Genomic DNA, 19,849 nt, shown 5'->3' with positions numbered 1-19,849 from the left:
TCTTTCGAGGCAACACATGTCCGTACCTATATCGAATTTACCAATACCTAATCTGGATGACAGACGTTTCGATGACCTGATGAAAGAGGCGCGATCGCTTATCCTTAATTATGACAGGGACTGGACAAACCACAATCCATCAGATCCTGGAATAACGCTCCTTGAACTTTTCGCATGGCTCAGCGAAATGGTAATGTACAGGATGAACCAGGTCACTGTAGAATCCTATACCAACTTCCTGAAGCTCATCGCAGGAACACAGAATAAAGACGATCTCGAGAAAATACTTGAAAGCACGTATTTATTTGACTGGAATGATTTTAAACCGGATGGTGAGATCAGATTACGGAATTTCCTGAAGACCGAACTCGGTTTAGATTGGGTAACAAATTATGATAATGCGAAGATCATAAAGCACGATCAATCATATTTTTTTTCCTGGAACGATGTACCAGGAAACGATGACAAAATACTCACATCATTTTTAAAAATGAGATTTGGTATTGATTGGGTGGAAAAATCAATAATAGTTAAAAATTATCATGATGACACATATGATGAAACCATAAAACTATCTTCAGGAGATAAATTTGTCTCTCTTGGACTTAAAAAAGAGGAAAAGAAGGTAAGGCTGATAACCGATGATGGTAGAACCGATGAATTCGTTTTGATGGAAGGAGAAGACAAACTTAACGTATATAATCCTTCAATTAAGACTCTCAATATTTCCTCAGGCAAAAAGTGGATAGAAATAAAAGTGGATGAAATTGAGGGAAAAGGAAATCTCAATATCAATGGCTGTAAGGTGCGCTACCTGCATTCCATAAAAGAAAATGGAGGATTGAACATATATAATATGCCTGATCTGGACGGAGCTTATAAAAATCTTCTCAATTTCTTGGTCGAAATCAATGATGGAAAAAAGAAGAGCATCTCGGAAATCAAACAGGCTCCCGTTGAATTCATGGAATCCATGTACAGGGCCATCACGTCAGAAGATTATAAAAAAAGAGCACAGGATTGTATGAAAATCCTGCTGCAAAAAGACCCTCCGGGAAGGGCTGTCTGCATGACCAACCGGAAACTATTATACAGCAAGGGAATTGAAGAATATGGGGTAAATGAGGAGCTTCCAGGACATGTTTCTGTGATCATTATTCCACGCGGAGTAGAAGATTCATATTTGTTCAGATGGGATGAAATCCCGGGAAACGATAATGGGAAACTCGCAGAATTTCTGGAACAGAAATATGGTATTGATTTGGCAAAAATAGCAAAAATTGAAAAAATCGATAATGGTAGGACAATAAATGTATCTACTGAAGAAAAAACTCTTTCTCTAAAACTTAATGATACGAAAACCATTGTGAACCTGAAAATCGATGATGGTTGCACCTTTGCGCTTAATGCTATAAAAGAAAATAGTATTCTAAATATATACGAGATTTCCAGATATTGCAAAGAAGAGGGAAAACCTTCAGATCTGTTGCTGGAAGAGATCAAAGCATATCTGGATGCGAGGAGATTGATCACGACACGTGTGCATGTGGTGAGTCCTGTTTATGCAAATGTGAAGCTGAGAGTGCAGCTTGCCATTAAAGAAAATATTAAGCAAGCCGAAGTGATATCTGAGGCTGAAAGAAGGATTAAAGAATATTTCAATCCGATCTCAGGCGGACCGGAGGGAACTGGCTGGCCCATGGGCAGGCATATCTACCGCTCTGAAGTGTACAACCTGCTGGAAAATATCAACGGCGTAGACTATGTCGCTAAAATCTGGATAAACGATGTTGAAAATGCTTCGACACTTGCGATCGAGAAGCACCAGCTGATCGCATTGGAGAAATTCGACATAGAAACGGTGAAATATGAATGACAATAACGACAGAAATTATCTTCGGTATTTGCCTGCCATCTATCAGATAGAAAAAGATGGCTTTCTTGAAAGGTTCCTGAAAGTATTTGAGAACATCCTTTCAAAATACTCACTGTTCCGCGTGGAGATCAAAGATCCGGCTGGTCTGGCGTACAAATTGCTTGATGCTAATAATCCCCTGTCCGTTTTCATTAAGGATAGATTTTCACAAGAGAACAGGCGGATTCTGGATGAGTTCATGAATGCAAGTCAGCCGTCAGAAGCCCTTCAAAAAGCCCTGAATGAAGAATTCAAGAACCTGCTCCTTGGAAATTCGATATATGAAAAAAACCGCTTCCAGAGGATAAAATTATCTCCTGAAACCGCAGAGCTTCTTGAAAAAAATCCGGTCGGTAATGACCTCATCCGCCTGAACATGATGCTTCTGGTAGAAGCGTTCCCTTATGAAGTAACTCAAAGAAAAGGTATAGAGGAAATAATTGACCAGATCCATATCTATTTCGAACCTCTTAATATGCCTCTTGAGTTCCTTCCCTGGCTTGCAGGCTGGATGGCCCTTGTTCCGAGAGAAGAGGATGAATGGAATGAGAATAACGCTGCGAAAAAGCGCGATCTTATTGCGAAGATAATCCCGCTGTACCAGAGGCGAGGAACGCTTGACGGACTGCGAAAGTTCATCCGGATCTATGTGGGCGAAGATGTCAAGATATCAATAAATGAGTTCCTGGAGACATTACAGATAGGCGTCAGTTCCACGATCGGAACGAATACAGCGATACGGGAAGGACGCCCCTATTATTTCCAGGTATATATCGAGCTGCCCACAGCGAGTCGGGAGATACTGGAAAAGAGGAGGCGCGTCATAAGGAACATCATCAATCTTGAAAAACCGGCTCACACATATTATTATCTGATTACTGAGGCACCCACCATGCAAATAGGAGTACATTCAAAAATCGGGGTGGATACACTGCTTGGAAGCTTGATCCGCGAAAGCACGGAGGCATGATCTGTCAATGGAAATCGAGTGAGTTTAAAGATATTAAGAGAAATGATTATAATAAAACAAGGAGGTAAAAATATGATAACGTTGGATGACATTGAGAAAATGAAAGAAGTCAGAAGGATGCGATACTTTAATGAACTGTTCCTGAAACAGGAAGAGTTCGTGCTTGACCAGAATTATCATATCAGGATGCGGCGGCTTCATAACGGGCATCTGCACAGCCACGGGATAGTATGGGGACTGGAGGTAGTAGAGGGATCCAATCCCACAAGTGTAAAAATAAAGCCGGGCATGGCGCTCAATAAGGTGAAAGCAGCAAATGAAGATGATGTAAGTCAGGAGATCATTCTTTTTGCTGAGACAGATGATATCGAACTCAAAGGCACTGCAGCTGAAGGTGATGGAGTCTATTTTTATATTTATCGGTTTGAGGAAAAAAACTATACTGATGAGTCGAAGGGGGGGAGTGAAGAAATCAACTGGCTGGAAACAGCCAAAGTTGAATTAATTGCAGTTAAACCTGAAAATAAACCTGACAATGAAAGTCATATCATACTGGCAAAGGTCAAATTGATAGATGGACATGTCCATATCGAAAATGAAGACCGCATTTATGCTGGAGCCTACGGTAAACTGGCGCTATCTGTGGATGGGGAAGAAAGCGCACTTTCTATCGAGGGAAAGAAGTTTGATGCTGAAAACGGGATTCAAATCAATTCTCCTTTAACGAATTTCACAGGCGGTCTTCGTATCGGAAGCACGTCTGAGCCGGGTGATAAAAATCTGGTCGTAGATGGCAATTGCACTGTTAATGGGACGCTTGAGGTAAAAAGCGGGATGCCCGGCGGTCTGCACATCGGAGGCACATCTGATCCGGGTGATAAAAATCTGGCAGTCGATGGTAATTGTACGATTGATGGTAATCTTACAGTCAAAGGGACCCGGAAAGAAGGAGTAGTAATTTCAGACAATATCATTACAGTACATGATTATCCACCCCCCGGGAATAAAAAACCGCTTATTGGTGATGGCGGTTTAGAGGTTTATCGGGGTGGGACAGCACCAAATGCCCAGATAATATGGCGAGAGGAGGCTATTGAGAAAAATAGCAAATGGAAAATCGGTCTTGAAAATAATTTGTTAGATTTAGTTTACGGTGACAATGTGCTTAAATTGACCGATGCTTCAATTGCAGATGAACTCCATAAGCACAGCAAACTCGTGGGTTCAGACGGCTCTCCTGACCCTGCCCTGATTGTTGATAACGATGGCAATGTTGGCATAGGTATCGATGAACCATCTGAAAAACTACTGCACGTTAATGGCACAGTTAAAGCCACTAACATTAATGCATCTGGATTCTCAGGAGATACATTGAATTTAGCCGAAAATGCCGAGATTATGGGGAATGTCGGTATTGGGACGCTGAATCCGGAATCAAAACTTGAAGTAAGGAACGGGGATCTTCTTGTTCAACCGATTGATTCTATGTCAGGTGATTATGTCAGGATCCATGGTTCCAGTCCGGCCCCCGTACCAATGCTGGCAGAATTCATACCCGACCCGGTGATATCTTTCTATGAAGATGGCACACAGAAAGCGGATATTCTCTGGTCAAAAGAGCTTGAAGCCTTGTTAATAAATAATAGCGCTGCAAATACTTATATAAACCGTAATGGCGGCTATGTCGGTATCGGGACGGATAAGCCGTCAAATGAATTAGAGGTCGCCGGCACTGTTAAAGCAGATGTGTTCTTAGGTGATGGTTCGCAGTTAACAGGAGCCAGCCAATGGCTCAATGACCCTGCCGGGATTTATTATGATAAAGGCAATGTTGGCATTGGCACATCCACGCCAGGTTATGGGTTAGATGTGAAAAGCAATGACGGTTACGCATTAAGGCTTTCGACTGAGGATACAAACAGCGATATCAGGATTCAGGCTGAAGGTACTGGTGGAGGTGGCCTGCAAATTAACTCGATGGGTGGGTCCAATTCTATTTATCTCATGACCCGGGAATTGATCAGAATCAGTATTGATGGAAAGGGTAATGTGGAATTATTAGGTAATTTATACGTTGACGGCCCTGTCAAAGCCAAGGAGTTCATAGGTGACGGCTCGAAGTTAACCGGTAAAACCCAATGGCTCGGCGACCCTGCCGGGATTTATTATAAGAACAACGTGGGTATCGGGACACCACCATCTGCAACCGATAGACTATCTGTTATAGGCACCATTAAGGCAGATAAGTTCATAGGCGATGGATCAGGATTAACAGGTATCAATGAAGGCAAATGGTCAGATGGTGCAGTCCCTGATAGTATTTTTTATAATGGCATCGTCGGCATCGGTACAAAGAGCCCATCAGGAAAGCTCCAGATTGGCGAATTTACTTATGCAGGCGAAGATCAATATGTTCCAGATGATTATGATAAGGAAGGGCTTTTAATCATCGGCAATGGTTATCCTTCTTTAACGCTACTCGGAAGGCGTTGGAACGGTAGCCATCTGCGTCTCGGTGATGAGGGAGAAATCTGTCTGGATATCAAGGGAGATAACGATGATACTTCATACATTGATGTCAAAGGCAATTCTCAAGGTCTGGAGTTTAGGATAAACGGTAAAGAGAAAATGAGAATTGATATTAATGGCAATATCTTCGTGGGGAACGCTTATGCTGCCAGCGATTTATCAGTTAATGGAACTGTCAGCGCAACGAAATTCATAGGCGATGGCTCACAGTTAACAGGCGCAGGCAAATGGTCTGATGCTGCTGGCGGTATCTATTACGATAAAGGAAATGTCGGCATCGGTACGATAACGCCATCAAAAGAATTAGAAGTCATCGGTACAGTTAAGGCGGATGCGTTTGTTGGCGATGGCTCAGGATTAAAAAATATTTTTGGCGCAAGCAAATGGATTGATGGTTCTATCGCCGGGCGTATTTACTATAATAAAGGCTACGTCGGCATCATGACAACGGACCCAGTATGCGCGCTGCATGTTGCAGGTGATGTGCAAGCAGAGGGAACAATGTATTCAAGTTATGGTTTCAAAACCGGTTTGGTTGGCGACCTAGCTGAGAACTATTCTTCAGATATGGATCTTGAACCTGGAGATGTTGTTCGTTTGGACCAGGACGAGGATAGAATCATCATATCGGAAAAGCCGGATGACTGTTTAGTCCTCGGAGTTATATCGACTGCACCTGGATTCTTGTTAAATACAAAGCGTGACGGTGAAAAGGTATTTCCTGTTGCCCTGTGTGGTCGTGTTCCCTGTAAAGTTGTTGATGAAAATGGTCCGATAAAAAGGGGAAATTTATTAACATCTTCTTCAATCCCTGGTCATGCTATGAAAGCCAGTCCTATAAAAATTAAAGGTGAAGAATTATTTCGACCAGGAACGATTATAGGAAAAGCCCTTGATAGGCATGAGTCAGGAAAAGGGGTTATCGATATATTCGTATATTCAAGTTGAAGGAGGTTGAATTATGAAAGAACGATTAGAGCATCGTCTCAAAGAACTGAGAACCGAATTCGAATCAGGTCAAAAAGCACTCTCCGACTTGGAAATTAAACAGGCGAACCTGAGGAACACACTGCTGCGCATCAGTGGTGCGATCCAGGTGCTTGAAGAGGAACTGGTGAAAGAGAGGCAGATAGAGTCGGTTAGCACAAGCCAGTTAGAAAGAATTCCTAAATCTGAGCCAATAACAGAGTGAAGAAATTGGATTATTGACGTATAGGAAACTATATTTCATTTCTCTCAAAAATAATATTCCACTTTGCTCTTAACGCGCTTTTATCTTTCGAAAAATATTTACTTAGGTAATATAATTAAAATGATGGTGGGAATATGATTAATAAATTAAGAATGATAATGTTCTTGGGATTATTGACGAGTGTAGTTGTTTTTATAAGTGGCTGTGTGCAAGAAAAAGCTGTATGGAATGAAACGATAAAGAAACTCAACCAACTACAACATCATACAAGAGAGGGAACACTCCAACTATAACTGAGACCCCTACCAGCAAGTCACCTACTTTCCTTTACAAAGGTTTTGATGATATCAAATTATTTAAGGGTGCCTACTGGAAATATTCGTGGGAGTATGCTTCTTCTGGTGACCCCACAATATCTGGAACCTTAATTATAGAATTGACCGATTCTGAAATTTGGGACATGACTGATTTGGGTGAAATAACCTTTCATCGCATCAAATACACGCTGTCCGGTGATAGTTATCCATTATCTATTAACAAAGTGAAATATTTGGCTTCAAGAGATGGAGTCATTTATATCGGTTAATATGATGGCACTAACCATAGGGCAGCTAGACTGTTTGACTCACATGACGATGAAGGTTTCATAGGTTATTTTTCCGCTGAATCGTAAGAAATCTATAGGCGAGACCACAATCAACAATCGTCCCGCAGTAGTAATTTCCGAACGTTATTATAAACCGATGTGTCAGATAACTGCGGGTGTGGAAACATGTGATGATCAATCCCACGATTATATTGTGCGCGAATATTACCTGCCACATATTGGATTCGGTGGCTTCTATCGTTCTGGAACTTCGGTCTTTACCGGTGGTGGCCTTTACGATAAATTTACTTCAACGATGGATATGTGGCTTACTGACACCAATATCATCTGAGTAAATATTCATTATTATTCAATTCCGTACCCGCGCCTGAATCAAATCAAAAAGATCAGGTAGACTATAGAAATCCCAAAAAATTGACAGAACTAACACTGATACCTCTGGACTTTCAAGTAAGAGGTCTGTACATTAAAAACCAAATCTGATTATGTGATTTAAGGTGGTGAAAAAATGGATAAAAATAGTGAAGAATTGGCGTCTCGCCTTTCGTATGAAATTATAAAAGAAGTGGCACCTGATGAACTGGATTTATTCGACGATATAAAAGAAGAATATCTTAAAAATCCTGATGCTTTTCTGGAGAAAGATCCTAAGAAAAAAGAAAAAATGCTGGGTTTTGGAGGTGGAGTTGGAGAAGTATTCATTACAACTACGATTCTTCCGCTTATCTGGGGTGTTATAGCACATATCGGTAAGGCCGGAGTCGAATCCCTAAAAAAGGAGGGTGCAAAGGCTTTAGAGGATAAGATCAAAGAAAAAATAGGGGGAAAAGAGGTTCATACATCAAATGCGAAAATCAAGGATTTAAGAGATTATGTATTCAAGGATGCTTTATCCATGGGGATAGATGAGCAGAAAGCAGGTTTTTATGCTGATTCTATAATTGGAAAATTGACGCTCATGGGGATACAATGAACGAAAATGATATCCGTTTAAATCCTTTCGTGTATATCTCGGAGACCGATATTCGATTTTACTTAATGGTCTTAATTGGCATTATCGTTCCATCTTTATGGGCTCTGATATTTGCGATTGTTATTTTTTATGTGATGGCCGGCGCTGAGATAACGCTTATTCTCCGATTATTGATTGTGATTCCGATTTTCTTATTTATCCCCATTTTGATTTACAGGGATTATAAAAAATCTACAGGAAAAATTGAAAAAGAATCAAAATTGAAGGAGTTTGACCCAAAAAAGTATCCAGAACACCATGAATACATTGAAAAGCTACATAGTGAATACTTTTCGAGAGAGAAAAAACCTGTGCTGATGGTTCAACCACTGGATGCATCAAAGTCCGCTTTTACTTTTGGTACGAAAAATCATATGTACATTGGTATTCCTGGCGGGCTGATCAAAATGTTTCGGGAAAATCTCAATGGTTTCAAAACGATTTTCCTTCATGAAATGGGTCATATAGTTAACAGAGATGTTGAAAAAACTTATCTGGCGAATTCTACATGGCGGTCGCTTTTCCTGACCCTGTCAGTACCGCTTGGAATTTTTCTATTATATGAAATATATCTTGCGTTAAGCATATTTTACTTGGGGAATCTCGCAGGATATGATATGGATTATATAATCTCTAAAATGGATATTGGAAAAAGAGTGGCATTATATGGAGGGATCATTATTTATTTTATAATTTTTTTAGGAGTTATCTATGTATTGCGAAACCAGATAATCCGTATTAGAGAGTTTTATGCAGATGCAAGAGTTGTTGAATGGGAAAGATCTCCTGAAAATATTGTAAAAACTCTGGAAGAAAGTGGCGGAGAGCAGTACTCGAAATTTGAATTACTAAAAAAATTTCACCCGAATATAAACGAAAGAATTCAGATCCTTAAAAATAATCTGAGCCTGTTTGATCCAAGTCTATGGATTGCATTTAGTATTGGTTTTTTCTACGGTTTAATTGAGTTATCGTTGCCTTTTTTCAATCAGATTTTTTCATTGTCTTCTTCTGAATGGGCTGCAATGGCAAATGAGAACTATCAATCAAGTGGAGAGATATATATTGGTCTTAGAGCTATTATCTCTGTTTTCATCGTTCCTGTTCTGATGCTGCCTGTAAGCCTTAGTTTTCATAAATCGATATTAAGAGATACTTTTATTGAAAAGAAGAACTATTTTTCGTCCACTACTATTTCAAATCTAATAAAATTTTCAATGGCATTCAGTTTAGGATGGTTGACCAATGAATTAATTTATTTTCCCGCAATTATTTCCCTTTATGAAATTAATACTATAATGAGCAATCTCCTAGATATAGCGAAAGCATGGTTCTGGCATGCTCTCTATTTTTCAATTGTATTGCTATACATTCTGATTTTTTCATCAATTCTGATACGGAGAAGTTTTAATAAAAAAGAAGCAGTAAAAAATTTCATATTTGTTTCGATTCTATCATCATTCTTGTATATCTTAATCAGATTCTATGCAATTGAAACTCTTAATAATAAACCACTTACGATGGTTTTTTTCTTTGTTTTTTCATGTGTAACTTATATTTTTATTAAAATCAAAGATAAAAAATTGTCATGTCCCAGTTGTAACGATAAAATAGACTTTTCAGTCTTTCGACGAAATTGTCCCAATTGCCAGCAAAATTTGTATCCGTGGGCAATCTATTCATTTTCATGAAAAATTCAGTGACCTACACGGTAATCTACCCATTTTACTCCTGCGCTGGAGCAGGATACAATGGTTAGTGAATGCATTACAGTTAGCGATACAAAAAATCAAAAACTTATAGAAAATAAAGAGAGCAGATAATATTAGAGAAATCTCGATAAGCTATGGAGTAATATGAACAAAATTTTAAGAATTATTTTATTGTCTATCGTATTGTCGCTGATGATATCAGCAGTTGGTGCAAAAACTGCATCTGACTGGAACCGAGAGGGTATTACTTTAGAAAAGGCCGGAAATTATGAGGGGGCGCTTGAAGCTTTTAGCAATGCTATTCAGCTTGATCCACAGTTCGCGAATGCATGGTATAACATGGGCACTACCCTTGGTGAATTAGGAAGACATAAAGAGGAGTTGGAAAGCTATGATAAAGCATTGGAATTAAACCCGAAATTAACTGTTGCATGGGATAAGAGAGGAATCGCCCTTGGTAATTTGGGGAGATATGAAGAAGCAATAAAAAGTTATGAAGAAGCATTGAAGATAAATCAAGAGGATAATTCTGCATGGCTTATGAAAGGAATAACGTTTGCTAAATGGGGAAAACACGAAGATGCCATAAGCAGTTATGATAGAGCACTGGAAATAAATCCAGATGACACTGATGCATTATTTTTAAAAGGATTATCTCTTTCAAGTCTTAATAAATATAATGAATCAATAGAATATTTTGATAAGACGTTGAAGATAGATCCAAAGAATGCCAATGCATGGAAAAATAAAGGAATTGCCCTAGATAGTTCAGGAAGACATGAAGATGCCATAAGAAGTTTTGATAGGGCGCTGGAAATCGACCCGCAATCAGCTTCTGCATGGTATAACAAAGGATTTGCCCTGGGTAATTTAGGACGATATGAAGAAGAGCTGGAAAGTTATAATAAGGCGCTGGCGATAGAACCGGAGTATGCAAATGCATGGTATAGAAAAGGGATTGTTCTTAATAACTTAGGTAGAACAGAAGAAGGAGAAGAAGCACTTAACATAGCATATAAATTGGATCCAACATTGAAAAAGTCCCCAATGTTTGAATTTACTCTTGTATTTATTCTTGGATTTGTTATTGTAATCTTGATAGTATATTTTTTAATGAGAAGAAAATAGAATCTGGACAACAGATGCCATCACTTCCAAATCATAGCCTTGTGCCTGAGTAGAATATAAGATCAATTAAGGAGGAGTAAAAATAGTAAAACTTATCGAAAAGCAGATTAAAGCTGTAGAAAAATTAAAACGAAATCACCCTGTAGGGACTGGAGGTTGAAAGTCATGGACATCGCGAATGAAGATACAGGAATTTTGAACAGGTGAGGGATAGAGGTTACGAATGAGGCTTAAATATATTTCTTAAAAATATAAAGGAGTATAAAGATAGATCATCAGGGAGGCACCATGGGCAATATATCTAGAATAGAAGTTAAAAAGCATGAGGCAAATAGTCAGAATTTTGTATCAAAGACCAGAAAGCCATGTTGTTCAAAAACCAGAATTTCACCGGTTGATAGAGTTCTATTTCTTCAAAGAACGATTGGCAACCAGGCTGTCCAGAAGCTCATGAAATCCGGTGTACTGCAGGCTAAGCTTAGGATAGGCGCGCCCGGCGATGTTTACGAACAGGAGGCTGACAGGGTGGCGGATGCAGTGATGAGGATGTCTGAGCCGCAGGCATCATCCAGTGGTATACCCAACATCGAGAGAGCTTGCCCGAAATGTGAAAATGATGAACTGAAGCGGCAACCGATAAAAGAAGAAGACGAAGAAGAAAAGCTGCAAAGGAAACCAGTAGAAGAAGAGGAGGAAGGGCTTCAGGCGAAAGCAACATCAGGTAGTATCTCTGAATTAAATCCTGATATCGAATCAAATATCCAGTCTCTCAAAGGAGGAGGCATGCCTTTATCAGAAAACGAACGCGCCTTTTTCGAGCCGCGTTTTGGCCAGGATTTCGGCCAGGTGCGTTTGCACATAGATACACGGGCGGCTGAAATGGCTCGAGCGGTGAATGCGCGGGCGTTCACTATCGGCAGCGATATGGTTTTCGGAGCGGGGGAGTATACACCTAGAACGATCGAGGGACAGCGGTTAATTGCGCATGAGTTGACGCATGCGGTGCAACAAAGTGGTGGCTTGGTGCAACCGCAAATTCAGCGCATAGGTGATCCAAGCCAATTACCCAGTGGTCTTGCCTGCCCAATCGCGCATGACTCTCCTGGTGTCTCTAATCTAGACATCATATTCCGAGTAAACAGTGCTAACCTGAGCTCCAGTGACGAGACTGCCATCGACAACTTTGTTAACAATTGGCACGCTTCTGGCGCTAACGAGAATTTACGTCTTGATGGTTACGCCAGCCCCGAAGGTACCGATTCCCTCAACTGGACTCTCTCGTGCAACCGCGCCATGGCTGTCAAAAACGCACTTATGAGCCCGGCGAGCGGAGGACTTGGTATACCTGCCTCCGATATAGAAATGTTTGCCCATGGCGAAACCTCTGAATTTGCAGCATCATATTCTCCAAACCGACGTGTCTCCATACAGATGCGAGGAGGCTCTCCTAATCTGATTCCGCCAAGGCCGATACAGACTAGGGTTATTCCCTGTACTGCTATGCCCAGAGAGATCTTTAACCGTGGAGCTTGTGGTGCGGATGCAGATTTTAGATCTAATGATTTTCCTCCACTAAAAGGTACTAATGTTGCACAACAGGCAGCTGTATGGGAGGCTGACCACCTTACTCTCGATTTCCAGTTACGTAACCGCATGCGCCTGGAACTGGGCGGACTAGCTGGTGCGGAGGGGTTGAGGATGGTGACCCATTTCTCTGGTGGCACGGGAACCAAGCTTACTCATGACAGTTCCAGTACACTGGGCGCGGATGCGCTTGTTTCAGGGACTTTCTCGCGCTTGCACGCTAGCGTGATCCGGGAAATCGAACGTCAGCTGACTAGCATGGATGCTGCGGGAGTGATCGATTGCAACGCTATCACTCTACCCACGGCGGGAGTTCCTGCTGTTAGCTTTGGTTTCTCAGACAGCACGGCGTTGAAAGCTATCATCGGTGGAACCCAGGGCTTAAGTATCCGTATTACGCGTTTTAGTATCAATCTCAGCTTGCGCATCTATGACATAGAACTCCAGTATCTTATTTGTGATGATTTCGGAGTTGACACAACCGATTTGTATTCACCGGCACTCATTGCTTTTTGGGTCTTGCAACATAGGCGGTCTGGAAATGTGCCTTTCATTAATGAGCTCGATTTACCCAAGGCTGAGCTGGGGCATTATTAAAAAGCCAAATGGCTAATTTATCGCACATTCCAGGAATAGTTATTCTGGGGGCTTTGATGTTTTCATTCTTGGGCCAGGTCGACCCCTTTTGAAGTCCGTATGCCCGCAAAAGGCCGGGGACTTGTAGCTCCATCGATCAACTATATTTCCGGTATCGTGAAGAGAATGCGGTAAGTGAGTATGAGCAGGATGGATGTTGAACTTACTCATCCGTGCATGCAAGAGATCGGCCGCATTTTGTTTTGTAGAAGTTTCCGCTTTAATGCCTATAATGCAATGCGTTGATTAATCCTTTCGTAATTTGCCACATTAAATTCCTTTCTTAAAAAGTTCATTAAGCAATTTAATTGGAAAAAAGATATTTATGCAAACAGAAACTCAAATTAGAAATAAAGAGCTATTGCGTGAAGAACACAAGGAATTAGCCGAAGGTCTGCTCTACACCCACACCCGCATCAATTCCAATACCAAAAAAACCTTAGAATCAACCTCATTCCTCTATGCAGTCATCGAACTGCTCAGCGAAAAGGGATTGATCTCGATCGAGGAACTGGACAAGCGGAAAAATCAGGTCGCAGAGCGGCTGGTAAAGAAGTTCGTAGAGAGTGGCATGGGACTTATGTATCAGGATCCGGAGGAAGACAAATACACGTTCGAACATGAAACCCAAGTGGACTGCGAGAGCAGGCTGCATACATGCAAGGCTATGTGCTGCAAATTTCCTTTTGCCCTGTCTAAACAGGATGTGGATGAGGGCATCATCCGCTGGGAGTTCGGAAGACCGTATCTTATCGCACATGATTCTGATGGCTACTGCGTTCATATGGACAGGAATACATACCACTGCACAGTGCGCGACCACCGCCCTGTGCCGTGCAGGGGTTTTACCTGCGAGAATAATCAAAAATGGCATGTTTGGAATGATTATGAGGCAATGGTCATTAACCAGGAAATGATGGAAAAGATATCTCAGGATAACAGTAAAATTTATGCGATTTCAAAGTCAAAATCAAATGGATGAGAGGTTGGAAGTACATAGAATAGTCATGCAATTTTCTTGGCAGTTTGAGATGTTAAAAGTTATTATATACATATGAGAATATTTAATTTAGGAAAATAACAATGGGCGAAGCAGTCAAGACAGCGGTCAAAGCACCAGAGACAAAAAAAGAGAATCAGATTTCACAGGTGCAGAAAGGTAATTTCTACCAGCCACTCAGTTCACCAGTTGAACAAATTCTCTTTCTTCAAAGAACTATAGGCAACCAGGCTGTTCAGAAACTCATGAAGTCGGGAGCGCTGCAGGCCAAGCTCAGGATAGGCGCGCCAGGCGATGTTTACGAGCAGGAGGCTGACAGAGTAGCGGATGCAGTGATGCGGATGCCGCAGACGCAGGCGTTATCCGGTGGTACACCTTCCATCCAGAGGATGTGCCCGAAATGTGAAATTGATGAACTGAAGCGGCAACCGATAAAAGAAGAAGACGAAGAGGAGAAGCTGCAAAGGAAACCAGTCGAAGAAGAGGAGGAAGAGCTTCAGGGGAAGACAACTTCTGGTGGTATCTCTGAAATAAATCCTGATATTGAATCAAAAATCCAGTCCCTCAAGGGTGGAGGGCAGTCTTTATCAGAAAACGACCGCGCCTTTTTCGAGCCACGATTCGGTCATGACTTCACTAAGGTGAGGTTGCATACAGACGAAAGGGCTGCAAAGTCTGCGAGGGATTTGAATGCACTCGCATTTACAGTAGGCAAGGATGTGGCCTTTGGAGCCGGGCAGTATGCGCCCGGAACGCTTGATGGGCGGCAGTTGCTGGCACATGAGCTTACGCATGTTGTGCAACAAGGACTATCGAGCCTTGGAATTGTTCAGCGATTCCTACCCGAAGATGCCGTGGAAGAGATGATCGGGAAAATGTTTATACTCAACAAAGAGTTGAAGGTTTCTGACCTTACTCTTCCCAAAGGAAGCAGTGTGGTCATTACTGCATGGTCGAACACCAAAACCTCAGTCACTGCCAATTTCACATCAGGCAGTAAAGTTACCTCCGTCACTATCGAGAAAAATATTCTGGTTCCAGCAGGCGACACCAAATCGGGCTTATCTCAATACCATGCAGGTGTTGCGAGCATAGAAAAAAAATATGCCGTACTCGAAAAGAAAATCAGCGATCAGGAAAAAGTAGTGTCTGATTGGAAGGCAGAGGAAAAAAAGTATACGACCGACAATGGAAAAGCCGAATGGCAGCGCCAGATGAATGTGAAGCAAACCGAACTTAAAGATTTGAAATACAAGTTGACGGGAGAAGGATACACCTCTGCTACACTTCCCGAATATTTGAAAATAGAAGCAGATGGAATAAAAATTCCCATCATCCCACAAAGCACATTACTGAACAAAGCTTTGATAGAAGAAACCATGTTCAATGCTTTCGATGCAAGTATTGTAAAATGGGTAGCGTTTTACAATAAGAACATCGGTTCGCCAAAGAAATGGCTTGCATTGGATGCCAGCCTGGTGAAATCAATGTTGTATCAGGAGTCCCACATGGGGACACTGGGAGATTTCCTCAAACTTCCACCATATACGAAAGGGCAACGGATGACCCGTTTCAATATAGGTCAGGCTATTGATAGCTCTGGAGATCAGCAAATTTTGATGATCAAGGAAATAAGTCCAGCTATCGCGATCAAACACAATCTCGATCAGGTAACTAAAGATATGTTTGATGCTCAAGCACGCAGAAAAAAACTTGTAGCAAAAGGCAAATCAATAACGCCCGCGGAAAAGTCGGAATTGGATACGATCAATTCTCGATCTAAAAACGGCGATCGCTGGAACGTTTTCTTCACCACGGACACGCGATGGGAATCAGCAGTTGAGGAATTCTTTACTGAAACGACCAAAGCCCGAAATCTCGATTATGACTACTGGATTCGCACGGCAGTTCGGTGGTTGTTTGAAAAAAGAAACGGAGTTAAGGATTGGGACGCTGCCATAGAAGCATATAATGGATCGGGGACGGATGCTAAAATTTACAAGAAAGACGTGATTGGTCGAAATGAAGCCGCCAAAGCTGCAACAGGAGATTTCATACCCAAACAACATTATTGACTTGTTTTGAGTCAGTCAGGCAGGATGGGAGTTCGGAAGACCATATCTTATCGCACACGATACTGATGGCTACTGCGTTCATATAGACAGGAAGACCTACCGCTGCGCATTGCGACCACCACCCTGTGCCGTGCAGGGGTTTTACCTGCGAGAATAATCAAAAATGGCATGTCTGGAATGACTATGAGGCAAAGGTGATTAACCAGGAAATTATCAATCAAGATAAAAGGAAGATTTATGCGATTAATTTCAAGGAGATAACAAATGAGTGAGGCAATCAGGACAACGGTAAAAGCGCCTGAGAAAAAAATAGAGAATCAGGTTTCGCAGGTGCGGAAAGGTAATTTATACAAGCCACTCAGTTCACCTGTTGAACAAATTCTCTTTCTTCAAAGAACCATCGGCAACCAGGCTGTGCAGAGGCTCATGAAGTCAGGAGCGCTACAGGCAAAGCTCAGGATAGGCGCGCCCGGCGATGTTTATGAGCGGGAAGCTGACAGGGTAGCGGATGCGGTGATGAGGATGCCGCAGCCGCAGGCAGTATCCAGCGGTACACCCAGCATTCAGAGGGCATGCCCGAAATGTGAAAATGATGAACTGAAGCGGCAACCGATAAAAGAAGAAGGAACCGAGACCGCTATATATACAATACCAACAGAATACTCTTTTGATGCCAGGGTATCTCCATCGGGCGGTACATTAATTTATAGATATTTTACTTCTGAAATACGCGTGATTTTAGAAGTAAGTCCTGAAGTGAGAATCGCAAAAGCACCATTTGCTTATCAATTCTTAACTTCGTTTGAAAAAAGGGATTATCCAATCATTCGGTTAGTAGTTGCACCAGGGGTTTCAATTCGGACAGAAGGTTATCCAGAGTTATGTATTTTAGGTCCCAAGTATCCATCACTTGAAATTTATCGCGTCCAAGACCCTGCACTTGTTCCACTTCAGGGAGATCCAGTAATTCCATCACATTATGTAGGAATGCAACCTGTTTACGGAGTAGCAGGTCCTCCTCCTCTTGTTGTCAAGAAACGCCCTGATGGGATTGATATAATACACACGGCTTCAGGGGATGTATTTGAAATCACAGCACCAAGTTTTTTGGGCACGGCTCGCTTCGCCTATGAATTGATTCCAGCTAACCCTTTGGCTCTTAGTTATCCTAAAAATGTATCTATAATAAAAGTAGTAAAAACACCTTCCACAAAATTTTTCGTAAATAGAGCAACAGAAGCTCAAACCCCCAAGCAAGAAGTTGTATTGGGAAACATTGAATTAGCGGATCCCATTTTAGAAGTATATGAGGTTCCTAGTGTTACTCAAGTGCCTGTTCAAGGGACATCGATTAAGCCTGTTGGGCGTCAACTGACAACTTTTGAAGCGACTTACTATGAACCAAATGAACAAATTTTTGCAAAAGCAATCACCGACACTGCCATAGGATTAATACCTGTAGTAGGTGACCTCACAGATATTGCAGAATTTTTTTATGGAATTTTTGAAGGTTATGATAAATGGGGACGACCCTTAACTGGAACAGATTTAGTTTTAATGGGAATTGGCGCTTTACTTCCATTAGCAGGGGGTGGTGCCCTGCGTGGAGCAACACGTATAGCTAAATCAATTGGACGTCACCCCGACGAAATTGCAGATATTGTTAAAGCTGCTTCAAATCTAACTCAAGCAGAAAGAAGTCGGATCTCAAGTTGGACTCTCTTAATACGCCAGGGGGGTGAAATTCCAGCAGAGGAGCTAAACAAGGCAGAACTCATAATAAGGCGCATGGATGAATTCGCCTCTGCTGGAGTACGAGAGGTAGAACCTGTAGCGGTAACGGCTCGAGAGACATTCTCGCCGATGTATGAACAACTAATAAAGGCTGGTTATAAGCCAATGGGCCCTTCAAAAGCAATATGGCCTGACGCTAGATACCCAACAGTGGAGATAAGGCCTAAAGGAGATATATTTGGAAATTACGATGAGGTCCTCAATTATGTAAGAGAAACAGGACTTACAGGACGGCGTGGAATAGATGAAAGTACAATTGAAGCCCACCATCTGCTTGAAGATAGGTTAATGGAATATTTTGGAATCCCAACGGCAAAAGGCCGTAGTGTTGCTCTGGAGGCAGGCGATCATGCCTACTTCTCTGCCGAAGTACCAAGTCATCTTCCGAGAAAAACATTCTTTGATATTAATGACGTTTTTGATGCCCATGCGCAAGTTTATCGAGAAGCTGGTCATGAAGAATGGATTGATGAGATAAGAAATTTCTTGCGACAGAATAAAGATTTTATTCGTTACCGCTATGAAATAACAGGATTAATACCAGGTTCATATCTGCCTGATTTTGTCGAAAGAAGGCGAATAGCACTAGAATTCCTTGATGGTTTGTAAAAGCTTAAACGAATTAGAGCTGCTTCCTATTTTGCAAAAATTTTGGTAAGAATTAACCCTATACCCAGCCTAAATTTGTTTTACTGCGAGAATAATCAAAAATGGTTTGCTTGGAATGATTATGAGGCAAAGGTCATTAACCAGAAAAAGATTGAAAAGATGTCTCAGGATAACAAAAAAATTTATGCGATTTCAAAGTTAAAATCAAACGGAGTAGAGGCTGGAAGTCCATAGAATAGTCTTTACAATTTTCTTAGCAGTTTGAAGTGTTAAGAGCTAATAAATCTATATATGAACATTTAATTTTTAGGGAAATAACAAATGGGCGAAGCTTTCAAGACAGCGGTCAAAGCACCCGAGACAAAAAAAGAGAATCAGGTATCACAGGTGCAGAAAGGTAATTTCTGCCAGCCACTCAGTTCACCTGTTGAACAAATTCTCTTTCTTCAAAGAACTATAGGCAACCAGGCTGTGCAGAGGCTCATGAAGTCAGGAGCGCAATAAGCTCGCTCAATGTCTCATCCACGATATTTAATGATTTATAAATTTGAATTCTCAACAGGAGGAAAATAATGGTATAGAAAATATCTGAAAGAAATAAGAAAAATGCATTTACGGAAAACAAATATCACTGGTTTTTTGACCACATTTTTAAAGTAATTTACATAATAAACTATATTAAGAGGTAATAAAAAATGCCAAGAGCAATAAATGTAGAAACAGATGACTATGCAAAGATACTACTGAAATTAATACCCAGCGAGATAATCGCTGCGTATGTTACAATAGCAGGTTTGATCCCGGCAGGAAATACCATGTGGTTATGGGGGATATCAGCTGTACTTTTAATCCTGGTAACCCCGTATCTGCGAAAATTCCAGGGAGTCACGAACCCGTTGCAATACGCAATTTCATCGATCTCATTCGTGGTCTGGGTATTCGCAATAGGAGGGCCCTTTGTTACAATGGGCTGGTACCAGAGCTGGATGGGCTCCATAGTGCTTATCCTGTGGACGCTGATTCCGCCATTGTTCTTCAAGATACCTGAATAGGTAAGATGTAAAGTGTTATTGAGTATATGAAGGG

15 protein-coding genes are annotated in these 19,849 nt (G+C 41.4%); all 15 read left to right on the top strand.

The features are described 5' to 3' along the window. The first annotated feature begins 16 nt into the window (after nucleotides 1–16). The 15 genes from O8C65_07970 (at nucleotide 17) to O8C65_07900 (ending at nucleotide 19,815) form a co-directional block, all read left to right on the top strand. Nucleotides 17–1,876 carry a baseplate J/gp47 family protein gene (locus O8C65_07970; GenBank protein MCZ7356854.1) on the top strand — a complete coding sequence of 620 codons (1,860 nt, stop codon included), beginning with the start codon at nucleotides 17–19 and terminating at the stop codon, nucleotides 1,874–1,876. Next, the gene (locus tag O8C65_07965) at nucleotides 1,869–2,885 is read left to right on the top strand and encodes a phage tail protein (GenBank protein ID MCZ7356853.1); all 1,017 of its coding nucleotides are present in this window, start codon (nucleotides 1,869–1,871) and stop codon (nucleotides 2,883–2,885) included. Before O8C65_07970 ends, O8C65_07965 begins: the two co-directional genes overlap by 8 nt. A gap of 72 nt (nucleotides 2,886–2,957) precedes the next feature. Next, the gene (locus O8C65_07960) at nucleotides 2,958–6,362 is read left to right on the top strand and encodes a hypothetical protein (protein MCZ7356852.1); all 3,405 of its coding nucleotides are present in this window, start codon (nucleotides 2,958–2,960) and stop codon (nucleotides 6,360–6,362) included. A gap of 13 nt (nucleotides 6,363–6,375) precedes the next feature. Beyond that, the gene (locus O8C65_07955) at nucleotides 6,376–6,606 is read left to right on the top strand and encodes a hypothetical protein (GenBank protein MCZ7356851.1); all 231 of its coding nucleotides are present in this window, start codon (nucleotides 6,376–6,378) and stop codon (nucleotides 6,604–6,606) included. A gap of 743 nt (nucleotides 6,607–7,349) precedes the next feature. Next, nucleotides 7,350–7,544, top strand: a complete 195-nt coding sequence (locus O8C65_07950; GenBank protein ID MCZ7356850.1) for a hypothetical protein — start codon at nucleotides 7,350–7,352, stop codon at nucleotides 7,542–7,544. Between the two features lie 177 nt (nucleotides 7,545–7,721). Then, complete coding sequence (locus tag O8C65_07945; protein MCZ7356849.1) at nucleotides 7,722–8,186, top strand: hypothetical protein; 465 nt, start codon at nucleotides 7,722–7,724, stop codon at nucleotides 8,184–8,186. After that, nucleotides 8,183–9,916: a M48 family metalloprotease gene (locus O8C65_07940; GenBank protein MCZ7356848.1), complete on the top strand. Its 1,734-nt coding sequence runs from the start codon at nucleotides 8,183–8,185 to the stop codon at nucleotides 9,914–9,916. The genes O8C65_07945 and O8C65_07940 overlap by 4 nt, the downstream gene beginning before the upstream one ends. 213 nt (nucleotides 9,917–10,129) lie before the next feature. Next, on the top strand, nucleotides 10,130–11,065 hold the full coding sequence (locus O8C65_07935) for a tetratricopeptide repeat protein (protein MCZ7356847.1): 936 nt from the start codon (nucleotides 10,130–10,132) through the stop codon (nucleotides 11,063–11,065). A gap of 288 nt (nucleotides 11,066–11,353) precedes the next feature. Next, the gene (locus tag O8C65_07930; protein MCZ7356846.1) at nucleotides 11,354–13,246 is read left to right on the top strand and encodes a DUF4157 domain-containing protein; all 1,893 of its coding nucleotides are present in this window, start codon (nucleotides 11,354–11,356) and stop codon (nucleotides 13,244–13,246) included. 364 nt (nucleotides 13,247–13,610) lie between these two features. Then, nucleotides 13,611–14,267 carry a hypothetical protein gene (locus tag O8C65_07925; GenBank protein MCZ7356845.1) on the top strand — a complete coding sequence of 219 codons (657 nt, stop codon included), beginning with the start codon at nucleotides 13,611–13,613 and terminating at the stop codon, nucleotides 14,265–14,267. Between the two features lie 101 nt (nucleotides 14,268–14,368). Next, nucleotides 14,369–16,360: a DUF4157 domain-containing protein gene (locus O8C65_07920; GenBank protein ID MCZ7356844.1), complete on the top strand. Its 1,992-nt coding sequence runs from the start codon at nucleotides 14,369–14,371 to the stop codon at nucleotides 16,358–16,360. 264 nt (nucleotides 16,361–16,624) lie between these two features. Further along, complete coding sequence (locus O8C65_07915) at nucleotides 16,625–18,763, top strand: hypothetical protein (protein MCZ7356843.1); 2,139 nt, start codon at nucleotides 16,625–16,627, stop codon at nucleotides 18,761–18,763. A gap of 42 nt (nucleotides 18,764–18,805) precedes the next feature. After that, a complete protein-coding gene (locus O8C65_07910; protein MCZ7356842.1) occupies nucleotides 18,806–18,997 on the top strand; it encodes a hypothetical protein in 192 nt (63 codons plus the stop codon). An 87-nt stretch (nucleotides 18,998–19,084) separates the two neighbouring features. Further along, on the top strand, nucleotides 19,085–19,267 hold the full coding sequence (locus tag O8C65_07905; protein MCZ7356841.1) for a hypothetical protein: 183 nt from the start codon (nucleotides 19,085–19,087) through the stop codon (nucleotides 19,265–19,267). A 191-nt stretch (nucleotides 19,268–19,458) separates the two neighbouring features. Then, nucleotides 19,459–19,815 (top strand): hypothetical protein, encoded by a 357-nt coding sequence (locus tag O8C65_07900; GenBank protein ID MCZ7356840.1) that lies wholly within the window; start codon nucleotides 19,459–19,461, stop codon nucleotides 19,813–19,815. The last annotated feature ends 34 nt before the right edge of the window (nucleotides 19,816–19,849 follow it).

Origin of the sequence: Candidatus Methanoperedens sp., from assembly GCA_027460535.1 — an archaeon.
Taxonomy (GTDB): Archaea; Halobacteriota; Methanosarcinia; order Methanosarcinales; family Methanoperedenaceae; genus Methanoperedens.
The sequence above is the reverse complement of the archived record's forward strand: the minus strand, read 5'-3'. Positions and strand labels throughout refer to the sequence as shown.

Coding starts and splice junctions, on each gene's coding strand:
- O8C65_07970 (MCZ7356854.1), top strand. CDS start 17: ATGTCCGTACCTATATCGAATTTACCAATACCTAATCTGGATGACAGA.
- O8C65_07965 (MCZ7356853.1), top strand. CDS start 1,869: ATGAATGACAATAACGACAGAAATTATCTTCGGTATTTGCCTGCCATC.
- O8C65_07960 (MCZ7356852.1), top strand. CDS start 2,958: ATGATAACGTTGGATGACATTGAGAAAATGAAAGAAGTCAGAAGGATG.
- O8C65_07955 (MCZ7356851.1), top strand. CDS start 6,376: ATGAAAGAACGATTAGAGCATCGTCTCAAAGAACTGAGAACCGAATTC.
- O8C65_07950 (MCZ7356850.1), top strand. CDS start 7,350: ATGTGTCAGATAACTGCGGGTGTGGAAACATGTGATGATCAATCCCAC.
- O8C65_07945 (MCZ7356849.1), top strand. CDS start 7,722: ATGGATAAAAATAGTGAAGAATTGGCGTCTCGCCTTTCGTATGAAATT.
- O8C65_07940 (MCZ7356848.1), top strand. CDS start 8,183: ATGAACGAAAATGATATCCGTTTAAATCCTTTCGTGTATATCTCGGAG.
- O8C65_07935 (MCZ7356847.1), top strand. CDS start 10,130: ATGATATCAGCAGTTGGTGCAAAAACTGCATCTGACTGGAACCGAGAG.
- O8C65_07930 (MCZ7356846.1), top strand. CDS start 11,354: ATGGGCAATATATCTAGAATAGAAGTTAAAAAGCATGAGGCAAATAGT.
- O8C65_07925 (MCZ7356845.1), top strand. CDS start 13,611: ATGCAAACAGAAACTCAAATTAGAAATAAAGAGCTATTGCGTGAAGAA.
- O8C65_07920 (MCZ7356844.1), top strand. CDS start 14,369: ATGGGCGAAGCAGTCAAGACAGCGGTCAAAGCACCAGAGACAAAAAAA.
- O8C65_07915 (MCZ7356843.1), top strand. CDS start 16,625: ATGAGTGAGGCAATCAGGACAACGGTAAAAGCGCCTGAGAAAAAAATA.
- O8C65_07905 (MCZ7356841.1), top strand. CDS start 19,085: ATGGGCGAAGCTTTCAAGACAGCGGTCAAAGCACCCGAGACAAAAAAA.
- O8C65_07900 (MCZ7356840.1), top strand. CDS start 19,459: ATGCCAAGAGCAATAAATGTAGAAACAGATGACTATGCAAAGATACTA.